At 60.0% G+C, this 23,503-nt stretch carries 19 protein-coding genes and 1 pseudogene; 8 read left to right on the top strand and 12 right to left on the bottom strand.

The window, feature by feature from the left end; genetic code table 11:
- Window positions 1-480 precede the first annotated feature (480 nt).
- From CMN27_RS05130 to CMN27_RS05120, 3 genes are all read right to left on the bottom strand, one after another.
- Entirely contained in the window at window positions 481-1,713 is a 1,233-nt protein-coding gene (locus CMN27_RS05130) for a sensor domain-containing diguanylate cyclase (RefSeq protein WP_293624561.1), read from the bottom strand.
- Between the two features lie 127 nt (window positions 1,714-1,840).
- Window positions 1,841-2,314 (bottom strand): YetF domain-containing protein, encoded by a 474-nt coding sequence (locus CMN27_RS05125; protein ID WP_293624559.1) that lies wholly within the window; start codon window positions 2,312-2,314, stop codon window positions 1,841-1,843.
- Between the two features lie 192 nt (window positions 2,315-2,506).
- A complete protein-coding gene (locus CMN27_RS05120) occupies window positions 2,507-3,928 on the bottom strand; it encodes an NAD-dependent succinate-semialdehyde dehydrogenase (protein ID WP_366515403.1) in 1,422 nt (473 codons plus the stop codon).
- 173 nt (window positions 3,929-4,101) lie between these two features.
- Here CMN27_RS05120 and CMN27_RS05115 point away from each other — a divergent pair, with 173 nt between their 5' ends.
- Window positions 4,102-4,956, top strand: a complete 855-nt coding sequence (locus CMN27_RS05115; RefSeq protein WP_293624555.1) for a restriction endonuclease — start codon at window positions 4,102-4,104, stop codon at window positions 4,954-4,956.
- A 67-nt stretch (window positions 4,957-5,023) separates the two neighbouring features.
- On the opposite strand, the gene CMN27_RS05110 is transcribed toward CMN27_RS05115, so the two are convergent.
- Window positions 5,024-6,577: an MmgE/PrpD family protein gene (locus CMN27_RS05110; protein WP_293624553.1), complete on the bottom strand. Its 1,554-nt coding sequence runs from the start codon at window positions 6,575-6,577 to the stop codon at window positions 5,024-5,026.
- Between the two features lie 201 nt (window positions 6,578-6,778).
- On the opposite strand from CMN27_RS05110, the gene CMN27_RS05105 reads away from it, so the two are divergent.
- Entirely contained in the window at window positions 6,779-6,973 is a 195-nt protein-coding gene (locus CMN27_RS05105) for a hypothetical protein (protein ID WP_293624551.1), read from the top strand.
- Complete coding sequence (locus CMN27_RS05100) at window positions 6,970-7,398, top strand: putative toxin-antitoxin system toxin component, PIN family (protein ID WP_293624550.1); 429 nt, start codon at window positions 6,970-6,972, stop codon at window positions 7,396-7,398. The genes CMN27_RS05105 and CMN27_RS05100 overlap by 4 nt, the downstream gene beginning before the upstream one ends.
- A 117-nt stretch (window positions 7,399-7,515) precedes the next feature.
- Here CMN27_RS05100 and CMN27_RS05095 read toward each other — a convergent pair whose 3' ends face one another.
- A complete protein-coding gene (locus tag CMN27_RS05095) occupies window positions 7,516-7,722 on the bottom strand; it encodes a putative motility protein (protein ID WP_293624549.1) in 207 nt (68 codons plus the stop codon).
- Window positions 7,723-7,807: 85 nt separating this feature from the next.
- The gene (locus tag CMN27_RS05090; RefSeq protein ID WP_366515400.1) at window positions 7,808-8,311 is read right to left on the bottom strand and encodes a TIGR00645 family protein; all 504 of its coding nucleotides are present in this window, start codon (window positions 8,309-8,311) and stop codon (window positions 7,808-7,810) included.
- A gap of 155 nt (window positions 8,312-8,466) precedes the next feature.
- Here CMN27_RS05090 and CMN27_RS05085 point away from each other — a divergent pair, with 155 nt between their 5' ends.
- Entirely contained in the window at window positions 8,467-8,787 is a 321-nt protein-coding gene (locus CMN27_RS05085; protein ID WP_293624547.1) for a hypothetical protein, read from the top strand.
- A gap of 91 nt (window positions 8,788-8,878) precedes the next feature.
- On the opposite strand, the gene CMN27_RS05080 is transcribed toward CMN27_RS05085, so the two are convergent.
- Window positions 8,879-9,532: a TetR/AcrR family transcriptional regulator gene (locus CMN27_RS05080; protein WP_293624546.1), complete on the bottom strand. Its 654-nt coding sequence runs from the start codon at window positions 9,530-9,532 to the stop codon at window positions 8,879-8,881.
- Window positions 9,533-9,689: 157 nt separating this feature from the next.
- Between CMN27_RS05080 and CMN27_RS05075 the strand changes: the two genes are divergently transcribed.
- The 3 genes from CMN27_RS05075 (at window position 9,690) to CMN27_RS05065 (ending at window position 13,123) form a co-directional block, all read left to right on the top strand.
- Window positions 9,690-10,763: a DUF2855 family protein gene (locus tag CMN27_RS05075; protein WP_293624544.1), complete on the top strand. Its 1,074-nt coding sequence runs from the start codon at window positions 9,690-9,692 to the stop codon at window positions 10,761-10,763.
- 220 nt (window positions 10,764-10,983) lie between these two features.
- Window positions 10,984-12,669 carry a thiamine pyrophosphate-binding protein gene (locus CMN27_RS05070; RefSeq protein WP_293624542.1) on the top strand — a complete coding sequence of 562 codons (1,686 nt, stop codon included), beginning with the start codon at window positions 10,984-10,986 and terminating at the stop codon, window positions 12,667-12,669.
- A gap of 226 nt (window positions 12,670-12,895) precedes the next feature.
- Window positions 12,896-13,123 carry a hypothetical protein gene (locus CMN27_RS05065; protein ID WP_293624540.1) on the top strand — a complete coding sequence of 76 codons (228 nt, stop codon included), beginning with the start codon at window positions 12,896-12,898 and terminating at the stop codon, window positions 13,121-13,123.
- A 230-nt stretch (window positions 13,124-13,353) separates the two neighbouring features.
- On the opposite strand, the gene CMN27_RS05060 is transcribed toward CMN27_RS05065, so the two are convergent.
- Complete coding sequence (locus tag CMN27_RS05060; protein ID WP_293624538.1) at window positions 13,354-15,354, bottom strand: DUF2075 domain-containing protein; 2,001 nt, start codon at window positions 15,352-15,354, stop codon at window positions 13,354-13,356.
- A 77-nt stretch (window positions 15,355-15,431) separates the two neighbouring features.
- Between CMN27_RS05060 and CMN27_RS05055 the strand changes: the two genes are divergently transcribed.
- Window positions 15,432-16,496 carry a nuclease-related domain-containing protein gene (locus CMN27_RS05055; RefSeq protein ID WP_293624536.1) on the top strand — a complete coding sequence of 355 codons (1,065 nt, stop codon included), beginning with the start codon at window positions 15,432-15,434 and terminating at the stop codon, window positions 16,494-16,496.
- Window positions 16,497-16,815: 319 nt separating this feature from the next.
- Here the strand turns inward: CMN27_RS05055 and CMN27_RS05050 are convergent, their stop codons facing one another.
- The 4 genes and pseudogenes from CMN27_RS05050 to CMN27_RS05035 form a co-directional block, all read right to left on the bottom strand.
- Window positions 16,816-17,355, bottom strand: coding sequence for a hypothetical protein (locus tag CMN27_RS05050; protein ID WP_293624534.1), 540 nt, complete (start codon window positions 17,353-17,355; stop codon window positions 16,816-16,818).
- A 270-nt stretch (window positions 17,356-17,625) separates the two neighbouring features.
- Window positions 17,626-18,729, bottom strand: a complete 1,104-nt coding sequence (locus tag CMN27_RS05045; RefSeq protein WP_293624532.1) for a hypothetical protein — start codon at window positions 18,727-18,729, stop codon at window positions 17,626-17,628.
- Between the two features lie 54 nt (window positions 18,730-18,783).
- A pseudogene (locus CMN27_RS05040) lies at window positions 18,784-19,914 on the bottom strand (ribonucleotide-diphosphate reductase subunit beta); the annotation flags it as partial.
- Between the two features lie 430 nt (window positions 19,915-20,344).
- Window positions 20,345-23,386: a ribonucleoside-diphosphate reductase subunit alpha gene (locus CMN27_RS05035; RefSeq protein ID WP_293624528.1), complete on the bottom strand. Its 3,042-nt coding sequence runs from the start codon at window positions 23,384-23,386 to the stop codon at window positions 20,345-20,347.
- Window positions 23,387-23,503 lie beyond the last annotated feature (117 nt).

Here is a 23,503-nt window from a genome sequence, read left to right as displayed (position 1 = left end):
GCGGGCGCGCCGCAGGCCAGCCCGGGTTGCCGGGCTGGCCTGCGTTCATTCGGGGCGCGAAGCCGTGTCTATACGAGCTTCTTGTCCTGAGATTTCGCCGCCTTTTCTGCCCGCTTTTCCTTCAGGGTGCGGGTAGGGGCCTTCTTTGTCTGCTTCTTGCGATCCATTCCCTTACTCATGACGTGTGCTCCTGGCTATTCATTCGATGGCAATGGCATGGGCATCGCGGCGTGTGCGCCGCCGGGCTGGCCGCAACGCGGCAAGCCCGCCCGGACGGGCGCCTGGTCGCCGCGTTCGGCAACGCGCCCGTTCGAACGAGTGTAGTCCTCTTTTCGGCGCTGCGAACGAACTTTTCGTGCCCGCTCTCAACCCGGGAGGCAACGCCTGCGCCCCAACGACCCGAGGCACGCCAGCGGGCTTTCACCGGCTGATCATACGTTCGCCGAATGGCGCATGCCGTGGCGCAGACAAGTCGCTTCTCTAGGCGCGCTCGGCGGCTTCATGCCGCGCACATTCGGCCAGCGGTTCGAATACGACCACCCTGTTGCGCCCCTGTGTCTTGGCCTCGTAAAGCGCGCGATCGGCGACGGTGAAAAGCGACTTCAGGCTACCGTCTTCATCGAGCACGCCGGCACTGGCGCCCACGCTTACGGTCACCACATCGGTGGTCACGCTATAGCCGTGTGGCAGCGCCAGGCGTTCGACGGCGGCACGGAACTGTTCGGCAAAGGGCGCGATGTCGGGTAACTCTCGTGCGACCTGTACGGCCACGAATTCCTCGCCGCCGATACGCGCCAGCCGCGTATGCCCGTCCAAGGCATAGTCCAGCGCCTTGGCGACCAGCTTGAGCGCCTCGTCGCCCGCCGGATGCCCGTAGTTGTCGTTGTAGGGCTTGAAGCTGTCGATATCCAGCATGGCCAGCACCACCCACGCCTGATCGCCGGCGTTCTCGATATCCTTGGCCAGCGCGATATCCAGCCCGCGCCGATTGGACAGGCCTGTTAACGGGTCGATCGCGGCCAGTCGATCGAGAATATCGCGCTGTTCGGAGAGCTGTCTTTGCCGGATTCGTTCACGCGTGACGAGCAGAAAATGACGCCGGCGCTCGTTTTCTGTCGACCAGTTGGCATACACCGCCGGGATGAGCAGAACCAGGCCGGTGGCGAGATAGGGCATCTTGAAGGCGGGTGTGATGCCAGGCCCGAGCAGAACGGTAGCCGCCAGCAACGCGAAAGTCGCGACGGTGAGGCCTAGCGCCATGCGAAACGGCAGGGCCATGAGCGTCAGCGCGAAAAAGATAAGCGCGTAGTTGCCGAGCAGATAACCCTGCGCCTCCGGCTTATCGGAAAGCAGTACCAGGCCCGAAAGGATGGCGATCCCAGCCCAACACAGCACGCATGACATCAGTTGCTGCCATACGAGCGGGATATTCGGCCGGCTGACCAGATACAGGCCGAGACACCCGATCGGCAGGCACACGCCGAGCCGCACCAGCAACACCAGACCGATGATATCGCTCAGTACCCACCAGTCCAGCAGGGCGAAGGCCGTATAGTTGAAAATGCCCAGCAGCACGGCGGCGAACAGAATGCGCCGCTTCTGCGGTTCGACGTATTGTTCGTATTCGGCGACGAGGGCAGGCGCCATCTTCACCGCCTTGAGCAATCCGTCTGCCGCCAAGGCACGCTCCAGCCCCGTTGCCTCTTCTTTCATTCATTTTCCTCGAGCGCTATCTCCCCAACTGCGCATTAATCGGTATCGACCCCTGTGAACCGGGCTTTAAGCCGCAAACGAGGCCGATACACGACTTTTAATACGTGGCGTGAATACGCCCCACGAACTATGCCGAGTAATCGCGCACGTTCTTCAGCCCCCAGGCACTCTCGGCAAGCGCTTCGCCATGGCCATGCAGCACGTTCACGCTGCCGGGGCCTTCCATGATCACCGCCTGGATCGTTGTGTAGTCGACAACGTTTGCGCCGCGTACGATCCGGCGCAGATCGTCTTCGGTGACCCGGGCCACGCGCATGTTCTCGGCGAGCATGCGACCGCCCTCGCCCATGAGCCGTATCGGCCGATTGTCGACCGCGCTTTCGACCGGCGCCTTGAGCGAACGCCAGCGCGATACCACGAGCTGGAAACCGTAGAGCAGAAGCAGAGCGAATCCACCTGCCATCAGCGAGGGCGTCTTGGCCACGATCGTGGTCGCAATCGTCGAGCCGATCGCCACCATGATCGCCACGTCGAACGCCGACATCTCGGCAAAACTGCGCACACCGGCTACGCGTACGAAAACCAGAACCGCCGCATACATTGCAAGGGTGCTGCAAAACACCCATAGCAGCGCCTGCGGTGAGGCTACAAACCATTCATACGCCATATTTTCCAAGCCGATTATTAGCGGGAGGGCGGCGCAGGGTACGCCACCCACGCGCAGGTCGAGAGCACGATCCGAACCCCCGTCTACGCGATTCGGATGGCGCCCACCGGCCGGCAGCTTCGACGCTCAGACCACCAGGCCGGCAGTCTTGGTTTCCAGATACTCGGCAATGCCTTCCTGAGCGCCCTCGCGGCCCAGCCCGCTCGTCTTCATGCCGCCGAAGGGCGCGGCGGCGCTGGTCGGGTTGATATCGTTGATGCCGATAATGCCGAAATCCAGGCCCTCGAAGGCGCGCATGCAGGTACCGAGCCGGTCGCTGTACACATAGGCCGCCAGGCCGTACTCGGTATCGTTGGCCAGGGCGATCAGGTCATCCTCGTCGCGATAGGTGATTACCGGCGCCACCGGGCCGAAGGTTTCTTCACGATAGATCCGCATATCGGCCGTTACGCCGGACAGGATCGTCGGCGCATAAAAATGACCGCTGGCCAGCGCGCCTTCGGTCATACGCACGCCGCCGTGCACGACCTGTGCGCCCTGGGCGACGGCGTCCTGTACTTTAGCATCCACCTTGTCGATGGCGGCCTGGTTGATCAGCGGACCGATGCCAATGCCCTCTTCCATACCGTTGCCCACGCGCAGGCGCGCGACACGACGCGTCAGCTCGCCAAGAAAGGCTTCGCTGTGGTCTTCGTGTACATAGATGCGGTTGGGGCTGATACAGGCCTGGCCCATATTGAGAAACTTCACCAGCGACAGGCCTTTGGCGGCGTGTACCGGGTCGGCATCGGGAAAGACCAGCGCCGGCGCATGGCCGCCCAGCTCCATGGAGACCCGCTTCAAATACAGTGCTGCCTCGGCATTGAGCTTGCGCCCCACCGCCGTCGAGCCGGTGAAGGTGAGCTTGCGTACGCGCGCGTCGCTGCAAAACGCCTGCCCGGTGGCGGTCGGGTCGGACACGGTCAGCAGGTTGACCACGCCCTTGGGAAAGTCGGCCGCCTCGAAGATCTCGAACATCGCCTTCGCACACAGCGGCGTACTCTCGGCGGGCTTGAGCACCACCGTACAGCCGGCCGCCAACGCCGGGCCGAGCTTGCGCGTGATCATGGAGATGGGATAGTTCCAGGGCGTAATCGCGCCGACCACGCCCACCGGGTCGCGGCGCACCATGAAGCGCTGGTTTTCTCGCGCCGAGGGCACCATCTGGCCATAGACCCGCTTGGCCTCTTCCGCGAACCAGAGCAGAAAGTCCGCGCCGTAGCCCACTTCGGCCAGCGAGGCCTTGAGCGGCTTGCCCTGCTCGCGGGTCATCAGCTCTGCCAGCTCGCGCTTGCGCTCGGTCATCAGCTCCCAGGCGCGGTACAACAGCTCGGCGCGGTGATAGGCCGTGGTGCCCCGCCAGGTGGCGAATGCCGTATGCGCTGCCGCAATCGCGGCGTCGATATCGGCTTCGTTGCAGTCGGGCACCGTATCGATCGTCTGGCCCGTGGCCGGGTTGGTCACCGCAAAGCCGGGCCGGCCGTCGAGCCATTCGCCGTTGATGAACATCGTTTCCTCCATGATTGATCGCACCAGGCCGGCATTATGGCGTTCGCAATCACATGCTTGCACCCGAGCCCACGCCGGCTCCGGCTGAAGCCGGCCGACAATTGGTCGATACAACGTTCTTGACGACACCACACGATCGGCCGTCGCCGACGCATGCATCAGGGGGACACTGGGTGGCAAGACGTAGAAGAAAATCGAATTTCGAAGTCTGGGTCGAGCTGTTCGCGAAACTGCCCTGGGCCGTCTGCCTGGCTCTGGCACCCATCGCCTACCTGGGCTTCGCGGCACTCGTGGATTGGCCCATGCCACAGGCCACCAACCCTGCCCAGATCAGCGACGTATTCATCGCCCAGCTGATACGCACGGCCGGCCTGTTCGGCCAGTACATCGGGCCCACGATTCTGTGTCTGGCCGCACTCATGTCGTTCCTGGGAAAGCGGCGTCGTCGCAAGCTTCTGGCCACCGCCCGCGCCGCCGAGGGCGCCGGGCCGATTCTGCAAATGGGCTGGCAAGAATTCGAGCAATGCGTTCATGCCTGGTTTGAAGAACAGGGCTATCGCGTCGCCGCGACACCGGCGGGCCCAGACGGCGGTATCGATCTGATTCTCAAACGCGATGGCGAGCGCTTGTTCGTGCAGTGCAAGCACTGGCGGGCAAGCCGTATCGGCGTGGCGGTCGTGCGTGAACTCTATGGCGTGATGGTCGCCGAAGGCGCAACCGGCGGGTTCGTGGTGGGCGTCGGCGACTTCACGAGCGCGGCACAAGAGTTTGCAAACGGCCGCAATATCGAGCTGGTCGATGCGAGCCGTGTGATCGCATTACGCGAGGCGAACACCGCGGGCACCCCCTCCACGTCCGCGCCGCCGCAAGCGCCGGCCTGCCCGCGCTGCCAGGCGCCCATGGTCGAACGCATCGCCCGTAAAGGCACGAACGCCGGCCGGGCATTTCATGGCTGCAGCCGGTTTCCCGCCTGTCGTGCCACGCGGGCGATCGAGCACGAACCGAGAACGTTTTCGCAGGCCGTATAAAAACGGCCCCGACGCCAGAAGCGCCGGGGCCGTCGTCACTGGACTTCTCTGGAACCCGGGATAGCGCTTAGTAGATGCCCTGCGTATCCGGCGTTTCCAGCGTGCCGGCATCCACCACGAGGTTGATCGTGGCCAGCTCGTCGCCGCTGATCGAGTCCATGCCGTTCACGGCCTCGATGAAGCGGGCCCGTTCGCCGTCCGAAACCAGATCCTTGGTGTAGTCGGCCAGCTTGGCTTCGTAGTCCGGGCGCTCCCAGGGCGTGTCGCCGCCGGGGTGGGCGTTGGCACGGGTCTTTTCGTCGGCCACTTCGCTGCCGTCGGCCAGGGTGATGATCATGCGGCCGCCGTAGGCCTGCACGTTCGGATCCTGGTCGTGGTAGAGGTCTTCCCAGCGCTGGTCGAACTGCGTTTCGATACGGGCCATGATTGCGCGCAGTTCGTCCTTTTCGCCCTGCGTCATCTGGTAGGCGCGGTCCTTGTGGAACTCGCCGGCCTGAATGCAGCGGGCGATGGCGAACATGATGCTGTGGTCCAGCGTGCCGCGCGGCGAATCCGGGTCGATCTTCTGCGGGTCCTGGGCGTCGGTGCCGATCACGTGATGGGTGTGATGGCTCGTTTCCAGCACGATCTTCTCGATCGCTTCCAGATCCACGCCCTCGCCCTTCTTCGGCAGCTGCGCGCGCAGTTCCAACGCCAGATCGATGATGGCCTGGCCCTGGTATTCGAAGGCGTACTGCTTGGGGTAGGTCTTCATGATGTTGCGCAGCGCGTCCACGCCCGGCTCGGCCAACTCGACCTTGTAGACCGCGTTTTCGTCGTCGCGGCCGTTCAGGAACCGACGGATGATGGAATCCACGCCTTCGTAGACCGGGTTCGGGCCCTTGAGTCCGTGCATGGCGTGGTGAACGGCCTTGATGGAAATCTCGGCCGAGAAGCCGGGCACGAATTCCTTCTGGGCGCCGATATCGCCCTTGCGGGACTGGCGGGAGGAAATGGCGTTGTGCACCGCGAAGTTGATCGCGTGATAGGTCTGTTCGGTGGTCAGCCCCAGCATGGACGACAGACCGGCCGCGGTACCCGCGGCGATATGGGTCATGTGGTCGACCTTGTGCTTGTGCAGGCAGATGCCGGTGCCGTCGCCGGTGCCCACCAGCGCCACGTGCACTTCATAGGCCACCACGATGCCACGCAGAATGTCCGCGCCGCTCACGCCCAGATGCTGGCCCACGGCAATGATCGGCGAGATGTTGTCGTCCGGGTGCGAATACTCGGCCGCCAGATAGCAGTCGTCGTTATCCAGAAAACGCACGGCCACGGCGTTGGCAAACGCCGCCGGCACCGGTGCGAAGGTGTCGGTCAGACCCCAGACGGTGGCCTTGCCAGTGCCTTTCGCGCCCTGCGCATCGCTGCGGGCGACCTTCACCGCGCGTTCGTTGGCCGCACCGAGTGCGATCGCGGCGTTGTCGATGATGCGGTTCTTGGCCATCGCCACGGCTTCGTCGTCCTGTGGGGCTTCTTTCGCACGCGTGGCCAGCTCGGCCAGCTTCCAGGCCAGCTGCTGCTCGCGGGCCAGATCGCCGCTGGTTTTCTCGACGGCAACGGTATGGATCGTAGCGGTCATACAACACTTTCCTTCTGATTGATCGGGCTAGCCGGCACAGCGCGGCATTTTCGTGGGGCCGATGTTAAACGATTTGGGCACGTACCGACCCACCCGCGCGGACCGTATCCGTCACGATGCTATGATGCATTGGTGTTAAAGCACACGGATATCGCCATGCCAAGACTCACGATTACGCTCTCGACCGAGCGCCGAACTGCCTTGAAAGAAGCCGCCGCCAGCAGCGGCAAGACGATTACCCAGTTGATCGACGAAAGCCTGGACGCCTACGGCATCAAAACGCGCGCTCGGGCGCAGAAACTGCTCGCCCAGGCGCGCGAGCGTGCCAATTTGGACGAAAGCGAGGCGCTTGCCGTGGCGGTGGAGGAAACTCGAGACGCGCGCCGGAAAAGATGATAATTATCGACACGAACGTCATCGTGTCCGGTCTGCTGACCCGTGATCCGGCAGCGCCCACCGCGCGTTTGCTGAACGCCGTGATCACGGGCGAAATCCGGCCGTTGCTATCCCCCGCTCTGGTGGTCGAATACCGCACCGTGCTAGTGCGACCGAGAATAAAAACACTCCATGGTCTGGAAGAGACACAGATCGACGCACTACTGGCGGATATCATCCAGCATTCGATGTGGCGAGAGCCCGCGAATAGCGGCATCGAGGCGCCCGATACGGGCGATAATCACCTCTGGGACCTCTTGTACCAAGAACCGACAGCATTGCTTGTGACAGGTGACTTGCGTTTGCTCGACACGCCGCCGTTCGATACGCGAGTCATCCGAGTTCTGGATTTTGAGCTTGGTCATAACCAGGGAAGCTCTGCATAACCTTTCGCGGCTCGCGTTCGAGTCCTCACAGACACCACGGTAAGCCGTATAAAAAACGGCCCCAGCACCGATGTACTGCGACCGTTCCACCCCGAACGAATCAGGGCGCGATATCCGTCAGGCAAACGTATTGATTTGCGTGCCGACGGTACCGGTTGTGGCCAAAGCCTGTTGCGGCGACACAGAGGACATCAACTGCTCCATCTGTGCGGCCTGGCTGTCGAGCGTGTCCTTCAACAGACTCGCCTGAGCATCCTGGCTTTGGTTGTGCTGCTGTAACGCCACCGCAGTTGCGACGGTCGAACTCACACTTGACGCGTCCATAGTTCTCCTTTCTTAAGACATGGAACCGCAATGGCCTATCGGCGAGCGGCGACGGCGCTTGAATGCAGCAGCCGCCGCAACCCGCTCAGTCGTGGCGCGTCAGGCGATCGAGGATGCCCATCGCAAACGCCGACAGCACAAATGTAAGGTGGATGATCACGTACCACATCAGGTGGCCCTCGCCGATGTTCGGCGTGTTCATGAACACTTTCAGCAGGTGAATCGACGAAATCGCCACGATAGACGATGCCACCTTGTTCTTGAGGCTGGTGTAATCCATCCGGCCGAGCCACGGGAGCTTGTCGTCCTCTTCCGCCAGATTCAGCCGCGAAACGAACGTCTCGTAGCTGGACAGCATCACCATCACGATCAAACCACCCACCAACGCGAGGTCAATCAAGGTAAGTACCAGCAGCACCAGATCGGTTTCCTTGATCGTGAACAGTTGCGGCAGGACGGTGAGCACCTCCTGAAAAAACTTCACGCCAAGTGCCAGCAGCGCCAGACTCAACCCCACGTATATCGGCGCCAGAACCCAGCGCGATCCGTAGATCATGCGCTCCATCAACATCTCTAAGCGATTAGCCATACGTTCTTGCGAAAACTCGTATCAAACATGGAAATCACGATAATCATGTTTTCTAACTTGTCCATGCAAGTCGTTTAGCGGGCAGCGATAACGTCGCGCCCACGGCCCACCGCCGTGCTAGATTTCCGCCCCAACCGTCTGAAAACGTGCGTGCCATGAGTCGCGAAACTGCTAGCCAGCGCCCCGGCCCGGTCGCCGTTCTGATCTATTTCCTGCTCGCCTTCCCGGCCGCGGGCATACCGGCGCTGCTATTCGGCATTGCCGACGCTGCGGGGCCGCAGCAGAAGTTCGAAGGCTCGGGCGGCACGGGTACGGTCGTTGCGATGTTGATGGCCTATGTCGTGGCCCTGCTGGTTATTCTTGGCACGTATGTCTCGCTTCATGGCAAGACCAGGCCGTTGTACATGGCCAACGGCATACTCGGCGCGATGACGCTGGCGTTGCTGGTCACCCTGTCCTGGCAGGGCATCATCTGAAAACGCGGGGGAGCAGACGTATTGGCCCGCGCGAATGCCCCGAGCCTTCGCCCCAGGGGTCGATCGCCGATGCGCATGCGCGCGAAAGCGCTTAGCCCTTATCGGGTTGGTCCTCGGCCGCGCTCAGAAGAAGCGCCCGAGCCATGAGCGTCAGATCCTCGACGTGGGCGTCTGCGGCGAGCGTATCCCGGCCCAGGATATGCGCATAGCGCATGCTGCCCCAGACGGTCTGTACGAGGGTGTCGACATGCCGCCGCGACACCGCGCCGGGCCGATCCGGCCAGCCTTGAATGAGCTCGTAGACACAGGCGCTGCATTTTTCGAAGGCGTGCTGCTGGCGCCCGGGGTTGGCCACCAATGATTCCCGGGTGAGCATTTCCCGATCGAAGTACGGGCTATCGGAACTCTGCCCGTAAAGCCGCTGTACGAGCAGCCTCAGGCGCGCCGGCCACGGCCTGTCGGCACTGTCCGTGTCGGCCGCGACCAGCTGCTCACACAAACGATCAATACAGTGCTCGTAGTAGCCGGCCAGCAGCGCCGTTCGGTTGGGGAAATAGTCGTAGATCGTGCCGACGCTATACCCCGTTTCGGCAGCAATGGCGCGCGTGGTTGCAGCCGCAGGGCCGTCCCGGCGCCAAATCCGAACAAAACCGTCGTAAATGGCCTGCACGGTGAATACCGCACGGGGCTGGGTGGGCTTTTTACGTGGCCTGGGGAGGCCCGAGCCTGGTTTGGAAGCATGCATGCTAAAACCGAACCCCCGTATCGCACGCCGTTGCTAGCATTGTGCCTAAAGAAGCTTTGCATAACCTGTGAAGAGGTTATGCAGAGCTTCCCAAGTGTATTCCAGTCGCCGGATGCGCCGGCAAGCAGGGGCCATGACCGACACGATCACGCAGTTGATGACAGACAAAACGGACCTCGGGCGAACCGTCACCCAGGCGGTGCCCCGGCATCGGCCACTCGCCGACGGCGAAGCCGCCCTGGCGATCGAGACCTTTGCCCTGACGGCGAACAACATCACCTACGCCGCCTATGGCGATGCCATGCGCTATTGGGATTTCTTCCCGTCCGGCCACGACGGCTTCGGCATGATGCCGGTGTGGGGCTTTGCCACCGTCACGGAAAGCCGCGTCGACGGGCTGGCCGAAGGCGCACGCCTGTACGGCTACTACCCGATGGCCGAAGAGTTGATCGTACAACCGGTCCATGTTACCGAGCGCGGCTTCTTCGACGGCTCGCCCCACCGCGAGGCACTGCCCACGCCGTACAACCAATACAGCCGCGCCACCGAAGCACTGGGGTATGCGCCGGATCTGGCCGATCACCAGATGCTCATGCGGCCGTTGTTCTTCACCTCTTGGATGCTCGCCGATTTCCTGATCGACAACGACCATTTCAACGCCCGCCAACTCATTCTATCCAGCGCATCGAGCAAGACCGCCTATGGCTGCGCCTTCGCGTTGCAGCAGTCGGGCGTGCGCCTGATCGGCCTCACCTCGCCGTCCAATAAAGACGCGGTCGAAAGCCTCGGCCTGTATGACGAGGTGTTGACCTACGCCGAGGTCGAGAAGGTCGACGCCACCACGCCGAGCGTCTACCTGGATTTCTCCGGCCGCGGTGCGCTGGCCGAAGCACTACATGACCATCTGGGCAGCGAACTCGTCCATCACGCGTCGGTGGGCTCGGCCTCCACCACGGATACCGATGCCGTCAGCGACCAGCTCGAACCCAAACCCACACTCTTCTTCGCACCGGACCAGATCCGCAAGCGCGTCGGCGACTGGGGCTCAGTAAAGCTCTATGCCCGTTATGCCCAGGCCGAGCGCGCGTTTCTCGAACGCGTCAGCGATGCCAACGACCCGTGGATGCAGGTCGAAGAGCACCACGGGCTGGACGCCGCCGCCGGCGTGATTCGCGAGCTGGTGGATCACGGCGGCTCCGCCCGCGCGGGGCATGTGGTGAGGCTGCGCTAGCAACGGCGTCATCCAGGCCAGCCAGCTCGCAGGCTGGCCTGGCGCCGCCCCAGCGTGTTTCCCGCCGACCCGACGTATCTCCACGGCCCGGCCAACAGTACCGAGCATAACAAGGCCTTGCCCATGCGCTGACCTGCCGGCGACTCGCCGCCCCGCTCTACAATGGTGCACCCTGCCGATCCGAACAGGGTGTTAACCAATAAAAACAAAGGAGCGCGAGATGCAGACCACGGTGGGAGAGTTTCTGTTCACACGGCTACGCCAGGCGGGCGTGAGTGACGTCATCGGCGTGCCGGGCGACTTCAACCTGAACCTGCTGGAACAGATCGAAGCCCTGGAGGGCATCCGGTTTGTCGGCGCCTGCAATGAGCTGAATGCCGCCTATGCCGCAGATGGTTATGCACGACGCCGTGGGATCGGTGCCTTGCTGACCACCTACGGCGTGGGCGAACTCAGCGCCCTGTGCGGCATCGCCGGTGCGAACTCCGAACACCTGCCGGTCTTTTCGATCGGCGGCGCGCCGCCGTTGTTTGCCACCCAGAACCGTTTCCAGCTCCACCACTCGCTCGCCGACGGCGACTTCGACAACATGCTGTTGAGCATGGCGCCGTTCACGGCAACCGCCGTGCATATCGACTCCACCAACGCCGTCGAGGAGATCGATCGCGCCCTGCACCTGTGCCTGCGCAAACAGCGCCCGGTGCATGTGCAGGTGCCCTCCGATGTATCGCATCTGCGTATCGAGGCGCCGGACACACCGTTCAACATCCACATGCCGCCCAGCGACGCCGAACGCCTCGACGCCGCGCTTACCCATGTTCAGGCCAAACTCGCATCCGCCAGCCGGCCCGCCATCCTCATCGACATGGACGCCGACCGCCACGGTTTGATCGACGGCCTGCGCGCACTCGCCCACCGCGGCGGTATTCCCTATGCACAGCTGCCCACCGCCAAGGCGCTCCTGGACGAAAATGATCCTTTGTTCCTGGGCACCTATGCCGGCGCCGCCTCGAGCGCCGACGTACGCGAGCGCATCGAATCGGCAGACTTTCTGGTCATCACATCGCCGCGCTTCATCGAAAGCAATTCCGGCAACTTCACGGCAAAGCTGCCCTTCGAATCGGTCGTGGACGTACGCAACCACCGCGTGACGGTCGGCCCGGATTATTACGAAGGCGTGGTCGGGGCCGAACTGCTGGATCGCCTCGTGGACGCCATGCCGCAGCGCCCTGCGGCAGACACCGCTACCGATGCGGTAAAGCCCACCCCGGCCGAGCAAGACACGGGCAAGCCCGACGACGCACTAACCCACGCAAAACTATGGCCTCGAATGGCCCGGTTCATGCGTTCCGGCGACGTGGTGATCGCCGAAGCCGGCACATCGAATATCGGCCTGTCCGCCCAGCGTCTGCCGGCGGATACGGCCTACGTGGCCTCCAACATCTGGGGCGCGATCGGCTACACGCTGCCCGCCCTGTTCGGCAGCCTGCTCGCCGCGCCCGAGCGCCGGCACCTGCTGTTCATCGGCGACGGCTCGTTCCAGCTCACTGCACAAGAGCTGTCATCGATTCTGCGCTACGACCAGCGCCCGATCATCGTGCTCATCGACAATGACGGCTACACCATCGAACGCTATATCCTCGGCATGGACCGCGCCTACAACGACATCGCCGCCTGGGACTACGCCCGCCTGCCCCAGGTGTTCAACGCCGACGCATCGATGGCGTCGTACCACGCCTCCACCCACGGCGAACTCGAAGACGCACTCAGCCTTATCGAGTCTTCCGACCAAGGCGCGTTCTTGATCCTGAAGCTCGACCCGAAAGATGCACCAGCCGGCTTGAAGACCTTCGGCCCGGCCGTCGCAGACTTCGACTACGGGCCCACGGGGCCTCGTAATCCGTGAGCGGGCTGGCCGGCTGGCGGGCTAACAAATTGTCACTGAGGCCAGGTCATGTTCTAAAGAAGCCATGCCTGGCCCAGAAAGGTTAATCGACGGCGCCCGGAACGCGCGTGTTGCGATTTCACTCCGAATCTAGCTGCCTACTCGCGAATTGAATATACAGTCCCCGGGTCGTAGCTACTTACCGTGATGAGATGATCGACCGAGTCGAAGCAGGTATTATCGATTCATGTCGAAAAGCGAGCGCGTTCGCGAACAGATTGCGTATCTCAAGTTCTGGCTCGGGATACTTGCGGCATTGACCATCAGCCTGGTCGGTTGGCTATTGAGCCATTTCGACGTGGCCCCATGGCCTGTGTTAATCGGCGGCGTCGTGGCGTTAGTCTCTTTTGCAGCCGGGATTCACGGATTGCACCAACAAATCGAACGCCGCATCGATCAACTCGAGGACTTATAGCGATGGATATTTTCATGGGCTTGCTTGTTATCGCGGTTGGCGGCTTTTTCAGCTATATGGCTATCTCCGCTTCGCGCCACGATTAGCCCACTAGTTGGTATTCAGCCGCTTTTCTGCCTTACGCGGGAAGCGTATTCACCGCCTTTGGTGCGCTAGTTTCGAAGACGTGGCAGTGCATTTAAGATGGAGCTTGTTGAAAATACCGCGCGCTTTGCCCCCGCCATGTTCATTTACGCGGATTCGCGCAACGGCTGGATACCGGCCGCTCGCAAATAGCGGTACGTTTCGTCGTAGTAGGCGGGCGCCCGTGTCGGATCGTCCGGATCGCCCGGTGGCACGAAGATCGCCATACCTTGGCGAGCGCGCGTAAGTAACACGCGATAGGCATTCAACAAATAACGCTGACGCTCTAGCTTATGGGTTTTGGTCCACCGCGATCCGCGAAAGCCGTGATAGCTCCAGTCGTCATTCACTCGGCGAAGATCCGCGTCCCAAGTCATACAAACCCAATCCAGCTCCAAACCTTGGATATGGAACTCGGTCGCCACGTCTTCTAAGTAATAGCTCGAACGCGTATCACGCGCGTCATTCAAAAACCAATGCACCGGATCGATATTCACTCGAATATCAACTGCGTGCGGTTTCATTCGATGGGCCTGCGATGAGGCAACCAAGCCGAAGCGCTCATTGCCCCGCGCCTTTTCACGAACCCAACGTTTTGCTGCATCGAGATCGCGCGTAACAACGATCGGATACCGTTGCATGAGGGTGTCAGCTAACTCGTGCGCCGCGCTGGGCTCAGAGTCGAGTAACGCTTTGACGAACGCCGAGAGATTCTCGGCGCGAAATGATCGCATCGAAACCGCTAGGTGTAGGCTTTCTTCGGTCAGCAGCACGCGTTGTTCGCCGAGGTTTTCAAGGGCGCCGCCGGCCGCGTACTCACGGTCGGTAAGCTCCGGCGAAATATAGACCTGCCAGTGCGGAAAGCGGTTATAAAGGGATTCGAGCCAGCCGGCGATGCCATCTTCGCCTGTATTAATTTCCTGCCCGCCACCGACGAGACATACGATCACCGCCCAATCGGGGTGGCGGTCCATATAGTCGATCAGAAACTCAGGCTCGGATTGATCAAAGTTCGCAATCCCTTTTCGCCGCGCCATGAAACTGGTGGTTCGATCTTGGTTCCACGCGCGCTGTGCCTCGTCGAAGATTACAACGTGGTCATGCGGCGGCGTTTCGCGATCACGAACGCCTTCATCTCGAAAGTGATGCACGTTCTGTATAAACGGCTTCACCTTCTGTTTCACCGCCCCCTTGCGAACCGGCTCGCCGCGCGCTTTGGCCCGAGCAACCTCGTCGCGGGTGAGCGCTTCTTGCAAAACCATTACGAGCGGGCCGTTGCCCGAAAGGAATACCGCGTGGGTCGGCGCATCGATATCTCGACGCCTTGTTGCCACATCGAGCCCCACAAGCGTTTTGCCCGCACCGGGCACGCCGGTGACGAACACAATCGATTTGGTTCGATTTGCCTGCGACTCCAAAATTATTTGATCTACTCGTCCCGAGGTGTCAGCGAGGTTCTTCGCGCCGGCATCATTACGTGCGATCGCATCTACAGAATGCTGGGCGTATAACGCTTGCGCCGCTTCAATAATGGTCGGCGTGGGTTGATACGCGGAGGCAGCCCAACCGCGTGCGTCTATTGAACCAACGCCTCGGCTCGCAAGTGCGTTATCGATCAAATCAGCTAGGCCATAAACGCCACTGCATGCCGGCGGTCGTACGCCATCAGCGTGCGTCGGCTGCCATGCTTGGTCGCTATGCGCCGCCTTTGTCGCCACGAGAACAGGAAAGATATCCGCCGCGTGGCTACCGGCGTGGAAGTTCTTGAGGTCGAGCCCATAATCCCAAGTCTGATTAATATCGCCACGATGAAAGCGATCAGCGCCGCATTTGAATTCCATTACGAATAATGCGGAATCGATGATGACGACCGCGTCGATACGACTCGCCAACCGTGGCACCGCGAACTCGAGATAAATCGTGCCCTGGCGCGTTTCTAGCAGCGTTTGGAGAATGCCGATCTCTTCGAGATACGCGTTCTTCTGCGTTTCTTCGAGGTCTATGCCCGCCGATGCCAGCTGGCCGAGCACGGCATTCGGCGTCGTTGAACAAAACTCGGGAATGCCCCCGCCGTAATAGGCCGGTATATGGCGCGTGCCACGCGGCATAGAAACTTCCAACTTAGGGTTTCCCAGCACAATACATCGCCCGCTACGGCTCGCAAGCACTTCACACTGACCAGGTCATGCCCAGCCACTTTTCGATACCGTCGAAGTGCTGTTCTTCAGCGATGCTGCCGATAACAGGAAAGACCGAGGGCCATCACCAAACCAAGCGGCACGTTGCCCGCCAAGGTCGGATACATAAAGACTTAGAGGAAGATGTTCGAATGGTTACTCAGTTTGTCGTGCTCGCAGGCACGCTAGCGATCATTTCACCGCCGTTCTTTATAGTGTTCGCGCAACTGCGGTGGAACGAATACCGTGACAAACGAACCGGACGCCGGCACCCGCTTACACGTGGCATGCTTCGTCCGCCCGGACACGAGCTTTCCGAAAAGCGCCGGTCTCATGGGATGGACGCAATGTCCTACTTAGCACTGGGGCCACTCGTTGGCTTCATCGCGTTGGCTACAGCGTTTGGCATTCCATACTTCGCGAATGAGCCGGTGCTCGATTTTATGGTCGCTCTCGCGATTATCACGATATTGGGCTCATCCATCTATTCAGGCTTCAAGCTGCGTCGCATATTTCGCGAGCTACAGGCGTTCCGCCTTGGCTGGGAGGGCGAAGTCGCAACGGCCGAAGAGCTCAACAAGCTCATGCGAGACGGCTTCGAAGTGTTCCACGACCTACCGTGCGGACGATTTAATATCGATCATGTGGTGATTGGGCCTACAGGCGTGTTCGCCGTAGAAACCAAAGCGCGCTCAAAGCAGAAGCGTAGCGAAAATGCCGCGAACGACTACACCGCGACGTTCGACGGCCAAACCATCGACTTCGCCGGTTGGCAGGATCGTAAATGCCTTGAACAAGCGAAGCGGCAAGCGCAATGGCTGAGCGAATGGCTTAGTTCAGCGACGGGCGAACCCACCATCGCAACACCCGCCATAGCGATACCGGGCTGGAAGGTCGATCGCGTGAAGGGCTCAAATCAACAGCCCGTCCGTGTATTCACACCACGCGAAGCAAAGAGCCTAGTACGCACACCAACGGCGCAACCGCTCGACCGCGCTGCGATAAAACGTGTAACGCATCAAGTCGAGCAGAAGTGCCGGCACGAGCTTCCTGATAACACCGGCGGAAAGTAAGGCTTCAGTTGCCGCGCTATGGCATACAAAAAGAATACCCAGTCAGATGGTCTAGCTTTATTAGTTCCGCACTATCCACTCGTAGTCAGAACCTACATCGCATGACCGAGCCGGGCTCTCGCTCTACCCAGAGTGTGCTTCGCCCGGGCGAATTAGCGAATTAAATATATTGTCCCCCGATCCCAGCGACTACATCAGTCGCTGAACTATCAAACGCCCGAAAACTCCGAACGTGAGCTAGCCACTAACCCCTGATCTGGCTGTCCGAAAAAGCCGGGGCATCTCATACTGTTCCCAGGATCCCATACTGTCCCCGAATTTACTCGATAATTTCGAACCTGTTAGCGGTAACTGACATTCCTTCCGTGCTAATCCGTCCGCGGCAATTGATTTTTTCTCCAATAGTTAAACTAGAAACGAGGTTCTTCTTTTCCATGGGCAATATGCAGTCAAAACCAACTACGATTTGATCGCGCGATTCACTCTCAGAGGCTGCAAAACTTACGCGTATTTCTTCACCGCCGTATACGCTATTTCTGACTCTCGCTCGCACGAAAAAACCAGTCCAATTAGCTTCAGTGCCATCGTATTTATTCAGCCTCTCCGATTTTTCCAAACCGTTCTTTGGATCGCTAGTAAATATTTTCATATAATCGGAATAGGAGATACCGGCTTGTTCAATTTCGTTGTGGCGATATGCCGGCCTTCCAAATAGGAACGAGCGCTGCTCGGTCTGCTCGATCGTATTGACACTTAGGCTCCGATTATCGAGATCGCAACCTTTTAAATAGGCCGTGAGCAGCACTGCGATTACAGCAGCGGATATGGTGTATATGCCTGCAACATGAGTTTCATTCATTAGCGCATTAAATCTTCACAGCTCGCACGTAACGTGATTAGGAGCACTTTCGAGACCGCCTTGCACTGCACGACAACACTCGACCTTTGCTGTTGATTGAATATACTGCCACCGGATCATAGGCAAAACTTAAATTTGCGCACGGAATACGAAAACGCAATATCCGAAGACGTTTACTTAGGAACTAAATGTACTAGCACCGTCCGACGCCTGCGGTTATAGCCGGGAAGCCTCCACCTATCCACGCATATCCGCAAACGAGGTCGACTTTCAATCAGCTTCCTCGCTAGTCAACATATAGTGGCGTTCTATATCATCCGGCGCGTCGTAAGCAGAAGTTTCGAGAGCTGAAGTTTTAAAATCAGGCAGTTGCAGCTGAAGACTATCCTTAACCTCTTGAACATCATTCGCTTCAATATAAGTTAGGAACGCCTTAAGCATCTGCTCGCGCATTTCCGCCGTTATAATACCTTCGGTGCCGATTCCTTGAATCTCCGCTCCAAACAAAGCCGCGTACAGAAATGCCCCGATTACGATCCAATTGCCCGTCTTATCTTTGACTCCCAAATAGCTCCATATAGAGCCCTTGGACATGAACTCCGCTTTAGTTGAGAGCTCAAGATTGTTGGATTCCAACAGTAGCTGAAATTCCTTCTGTAGCCCGTCAAGCGTTACAACGCCAAAAGACTCAAAGCTTTTAGTAGCGACCTCAATACTAGTCAAAATATTGAGAAACTGGCTAACTCGATAATTATTTATAGGGTTTTCTTGCACTATACGAGCTGAGAAATGCAGTTTTCCTTCACCAATAAAAATCGGATACAAGGTGTGGTAAACCGCTTGCCAATGTCTGTCGACGCTAAAAACTGTTTGACGCGCGCTTACGCTCCGTTTTAAAGCGGCTGGAAGATTTTTGCGAGGTATAGTCGGCCCCCAATTTACCTCGCGCCTTAGATCGAAGGACATCTCAGTAAAACCCTGCGTAGCCGTTACGCTTCGTATTTGTACTGGACTAGAATCTATATAAGGATGCCCGGTAATACGTCCAATCGAAAGCGTATTCCCGTCAATAGAGAGAATCAGATCGCCGATCGCAATATCGGCAACAAATTTTCGGATTTGCGAATAACGGTTTAGAGCTGATCTCTTCCAGCTATGTGTTCCAGTATGTCTTGCTTGCTCAAGGTAGTCGGTTTTCAGTTGTTTCAAATCTGGGAAATAATAGCCAGCTTCGGAACGCGGGAGCTCAAACCTATTGAGATGACCAATTGCTACAAGTCCTGCCTGTCTAAAATGAGGAATGTAGTTCCCGCCCTGCGCCCTTACGACCCAGACACTTTGAGTTTCCGGCTTTTCTTTTATTGTAATTTGCATAACTTCGGAAATCCAAAAAAAAGCGGGCCAAAGGCCCGCTTTAATGTAACTAAATTAGTCCCAGCTAAGCGCCCCACCCGACTGATATTCAATCACCCGAGTCTCGAAGAAGTTCTTCTCCTTCTTGAGATCCATCATCTCGCTCATCCACGGGAACGGGTTTTCCGCGCCGGGGTATAGCTCGGCCAGGCCGATCTGAGAGCAACGGCGGTTGGCGATGAACTTCATGTACTCGTCGAACATGCTGGCGTTGAGGCCGAGCACGCCGCGGGGCATGGTGTCGTGGGCGTATTCGATTTCCAGGTGCATGGCTTCGTCGATCATGCGACGGGCTTCGTCCTGGAATTCCTGCGTCCAGAGGTTCGGGTTTTCGATCTTGATCTGGTTGATCACGTCGATGCCGAAGTTCAGGTGCATGGACTCGTCGCGCATGATGTACTGCATCTGCTCGGCGGTGCCGGTCATCTTGTTGCGGCGGCCGAAACTCAGGTACTGCACGAAGCCGGCATAGAACCAGATGCCTTCGAAGATCACGTAGAAGGCGATCAGGTCACGCAGGAAGATCTGGTCGTTCTCGTGCGTGCCGGTCTGGAAGTTGGGGTCGTTCAGGCTCTGGGTGTACTGCATGGCCCAGGCGGCCTTGTTGTGCACGCTGGGCAGCTCGCGGTACATGTTGAAGATCTCGCCTTCGTCGAGATTCAGCGATTCCACGATGTACTGGAAGGTATGCCCGTGCACGGCTTCCTCGAAGGCCTGGCGCAGCAGGTACTGGCGGCATTCGGGGTTGGTGAGGTGCTTGTATACGCCCAGCACGATGTTGTTGGCGACCAGCGATTCACTGGAGGCGAAAAAGCCGAAGCCGCGTTTGAGGATCAGGCGCTCGTCTTCGGTGAGGGCGTCCGGGTCCTGCCACATGGCGATATCGGCGGCCATGTTCACTTCCTGCGGCATCCAGTGATTGGCGCAGGCGTTGAGATACTTCTCCCAGGCCCAGGTGTACTTGAAGGGCACGAGCTGGTTGACGTCGGCACGGCAGTTGATGATGCGCTTTTCGTCCACGGAGACACGGCCGGCGCCGAGCTCGACCTGTTCCAGGCCGGTGACGGCTTCTTCCGAGCCGGACTGGTGGGTCTTTTCGGGCTGCTTGTCGAGCGCGAACGGATCGGGCGTGGCACCCGCCGGGTTCGGATTGGCGGTGCTGCCCGGCTTGTGCTCGGGCGTGCCTTGGCGCGGGGTGTCTCCGAAGTCGAGCATGGTGTCGTTCCTTTTGCCTTGCTTCGTTAAAAAGCGGTGTTTTGTTGTATGCGGGCGCTGTCTGAAGAAAACCTATCCACAGATCTACGCAGATTCACACAGATGAAAGAAGGCGCCCCTTGAGCGATCACTTTGATCGGTCTTTCTTTGCGTTCGAACGAATACGAAATACAGCGCCGGGCCGATAGAACTTGCCGCGTTCGCTTTTGGAAAAATCGTATTCGTCTTTCATCGTTGTCGTTCTCGGCTTAGAAGGCGCTCCGCAGGGACGCAGGTTCGAAGGACGACGTGTTGTCTTGTCTTCCATCGGCGTAAATCTGCGTCGATCTGCGGATAACCTTCTTTCGTTCGGCGCTTCGCCCTACTGACAGGCCTCGCAGTCCGGGTCGTCGATGGCACAGGCCATCGGCGCGGTCGGCTTGCCTTCCGGTGCTGGCGCCGCTGCCGAGGCGGTGGGACGAGCCTTGGGCGCGGCGCTGGCGCCGTTGGATGCCGCGTTGACCGTCTGGCCGCCGCCATTGCTGGAGGCACCGCCGGATACCGAGCCGCCCGCGCCGGCACCGCCGCCGGAGCCCTTGCCGCCGTTGCCAACCGCGTTCAGGCGATGATCGGTGATCGTCGACTTCTCGGTATGCGTGGCGCTGGTGGAGCGCAGGTAGTAGGTGGTCTTCAGGCCTTTCTTCCAGGCGAACTTGTAGAGTTCGTCCAGCTTGCGGCCCGAGGGTTCGGCCATGTACAGGTTCAGGCTCTGGGCCTGATCCAGCCATTTCTGGCGGCGCGAACCGGCTTCCACCAGCCAGCGCGGGTCGATCTCGAAGGCGCATTTGTAGAGCACTTTCAGATCGTCCGGGATGCGGTCGATGCCCTGCACGCTGCCGTCGTAGTACTTGAGGTCGTTGGCCATCACCTCGTCCCACAGGCCCAGCGCCTTGAGGTCTTCCACGAGGTAGGGGTTGGCCACGGTGAACTCGCCCGACAGGTTCGATTTGACGTACAGGTTCTGGTACGTCGGCTCGATGGACTGGCTCACGCCCGTGATGTTGGCGATGGTCGCGGTGGGGGCGATGGCCATGCAGTTGGAGTTACGCATGCCCACGCTCTGCACGCGCTCGCGCAGGGTGTCCCAATCCAGCGTCTGAGATTCGTCCTGGTCCAGGTATTCCTCACCGCGGTTTTCACGCAGGATCTTGATCGAGTCGATCGGCAGGATGCCCTGATCCCACAGGCTGCCCTTGAAGCTGCTGTAGGCGCCGCGTTCTTCGGCCAGGTTGGTCGAGGCCTTGATGGCCAGATAGCTGATCTGCTCCATCGAGCGATCGGCGAATTCCACCGCCTCGCTGGATTCGTAGGGCAGCTTGAGCTTGTAGAGGGCGTCCTGGAAGCCCATCAGGCCCATGCCCACCGGGCGATGACGCAGGTTGGAATCCCGCGCGGTCTTCACGCTGTAGTAGTTGTACTCGATGACGTTATCGAGCATGCGCATGGCGGTGTTGATGGTGGCTTCCAGCTTGGCCACGTTCAGTTCACCGTTCTCGATATGCTGCGGCAGGTTCACCGAACCCAGGTTGCAGACCGCGATTTCCTTGCCCGGCGAGGTGTTGAGCGTGATCTCGGTGCACAGGTTGGACGAATGCACCACGCCCTTGTGCTGCTGCGGGCTGCGCAGGTTGCACGGGTCCTTGAAGGTGAACCACGGGTGGCCCGTTTCAAACAGCAGGGACAGCATCTTGCGCCACAGGTTGACGGCCGAGAGCGTCTTGACGTTCTTGATCTCGCCGCGGGCCGCCTTCGCCTCGTAGCCCACATAAGCTTCTTCGAACGCCTTGCCGGTCAGGTCGTGCAGGTCCGGCACATCGTTGGGCGAGAACAGCGTCCACGGCTCGTCGTTGAGCACGCGCTTAACGAACAGATCTGGGATCCAGTTCGCGGTGTTCATGTCGTGGCAGCGACGACGGTCGTCGCCGGTGTTCTTGCGCAGGTCGAGGAATTCCTCGATGTCCTTATGCCAGGTTTCCAGATAGGCACAGACCGCGCCCTTGCGCTTGCCGCCCTGGTTCACGGCCACGGCGGTGTCGTTGACCACTTTCAGGAACGGCACGACGCCCTGGCTCTTGCCGTTGGTGCCCTTGATATGGGCGCCCATGGCACGCACCGGCGTCCAGTCGTTGCCCAGGCCGCCGGCGAATTTCGACAGCAGCGCGTTGTCCTGAACGGCTTCGTAGATGCCGTGCAGATCGTCGGCCACGGTGGTCAGATAGCAGCTCGACAGCTGCGGGCGCAGCGTGCCGGAGTTGAACAGCGTCGGCGTGGACGACATGAAGTCGAAGCTGGAAAGCAGCTTGTAGAACTCGATGGCCTTTTCTTCGCGCTCGATCTCGTTGATCGCCAGGCCCATCGCCACGCGCATGTAGAACGCCTGCGGCAGTTCGAAGCGCTTGGATTCGTGGTGGATGAAGTAGCGGTCGTAGAGTGTCTGCAGGCCCAGATAGGTGAACTGCAGGTCGCGATCGGCAATCAGCGCTTCGCCGAGACGATCCAGGTCGTATTCCATCAGCTCGGGGGCGAGCAGTTCATGGTGTACGCCGCGGGCGATGAAGTCCTTGAAGTAGGACGGATACGCCGTGCGCATCTCGGCGTGGGTCGCGTACTCGACCTGGCCATCGGCCAGGAAGGTCAGCGCTTCGTGGCGCAGCTTGTCCATGAGCAGACGCGCGGCAACCATGCCGTAGTTGGGCTCGGCTTCCAGGCGCTGGCGGGCAGAGAGCACGAGGGCGGTGGACAGCTCGTCTTCGGAGATGCCGTCGAACGCATTCTTGAGCGTGTCCTTGAGCACCTGCTCGGCGGCCACGCCGTCTATGCCGGCACAGGCTTCGTCGATCACGCGGGTCAGGCGGTCGCGATCCAGCGGGCGGGTGGTGCCGTCCTTGAAGGCCACATTGATATCGGCGGCCTGGGCCGGTTCGCCCGCTTCGGCGCCCTTCTCGGCCAGCTTGGCGGCACGCTCGTGGGCGCGCTCTTCGCGATACAGCACGTAGGAGCGGGCCACCTTGTGCTCGCCGCTGCGCATGAGTGCGAGCTCGACGTAGTCCTGAATATCCTCGATATGCACCGCGCCGCCGCCGGGCAGGCTGCGGGTCACGCCCTGCACCACCTGTTCGGTGATGTGCTTGACGGTTTCACGGATGCGCGAGGAGGCCGCGCCCTGCTGGCCTTCCACGTCGATGAAGGCCTTGGTGACAGCCAGCTCGATCTTGGAGGCATCGAACGGGGTGACCTTGCCGTTGCGACGAATGACCTTGTAGCTGCCCGGCGCCGTCGCCTCGATGCTGGCGCCATACGAGCCGGCGGCCGCCGGCTGTTCGCTGCGCGCATTCGCGCGATCGGAAACCTGTGTGTGCTCCATGTCCTTGCCTCTTAAAGCGGCCGCGCCGGGAGAACGACGCTGCGATAAAACGAAACCGGTAGACGCCGCGCCGCGCTGGGGACAACGTCTTGGCAGCGAACTCTACCCCACTAGATA

The organism is Salinisphaera sp., assembly GCF_002729955.1.
GTDB lineage: Bacteria > Pseudomonadota > Gammaproteobacteria > Nevskiales > Salinisphaeraceae > Salinisphaera.
Note: the sequence above shows the minus strand (reverse complement) of the source record. Positions and strands in the feature narration are given on the sequence as shown.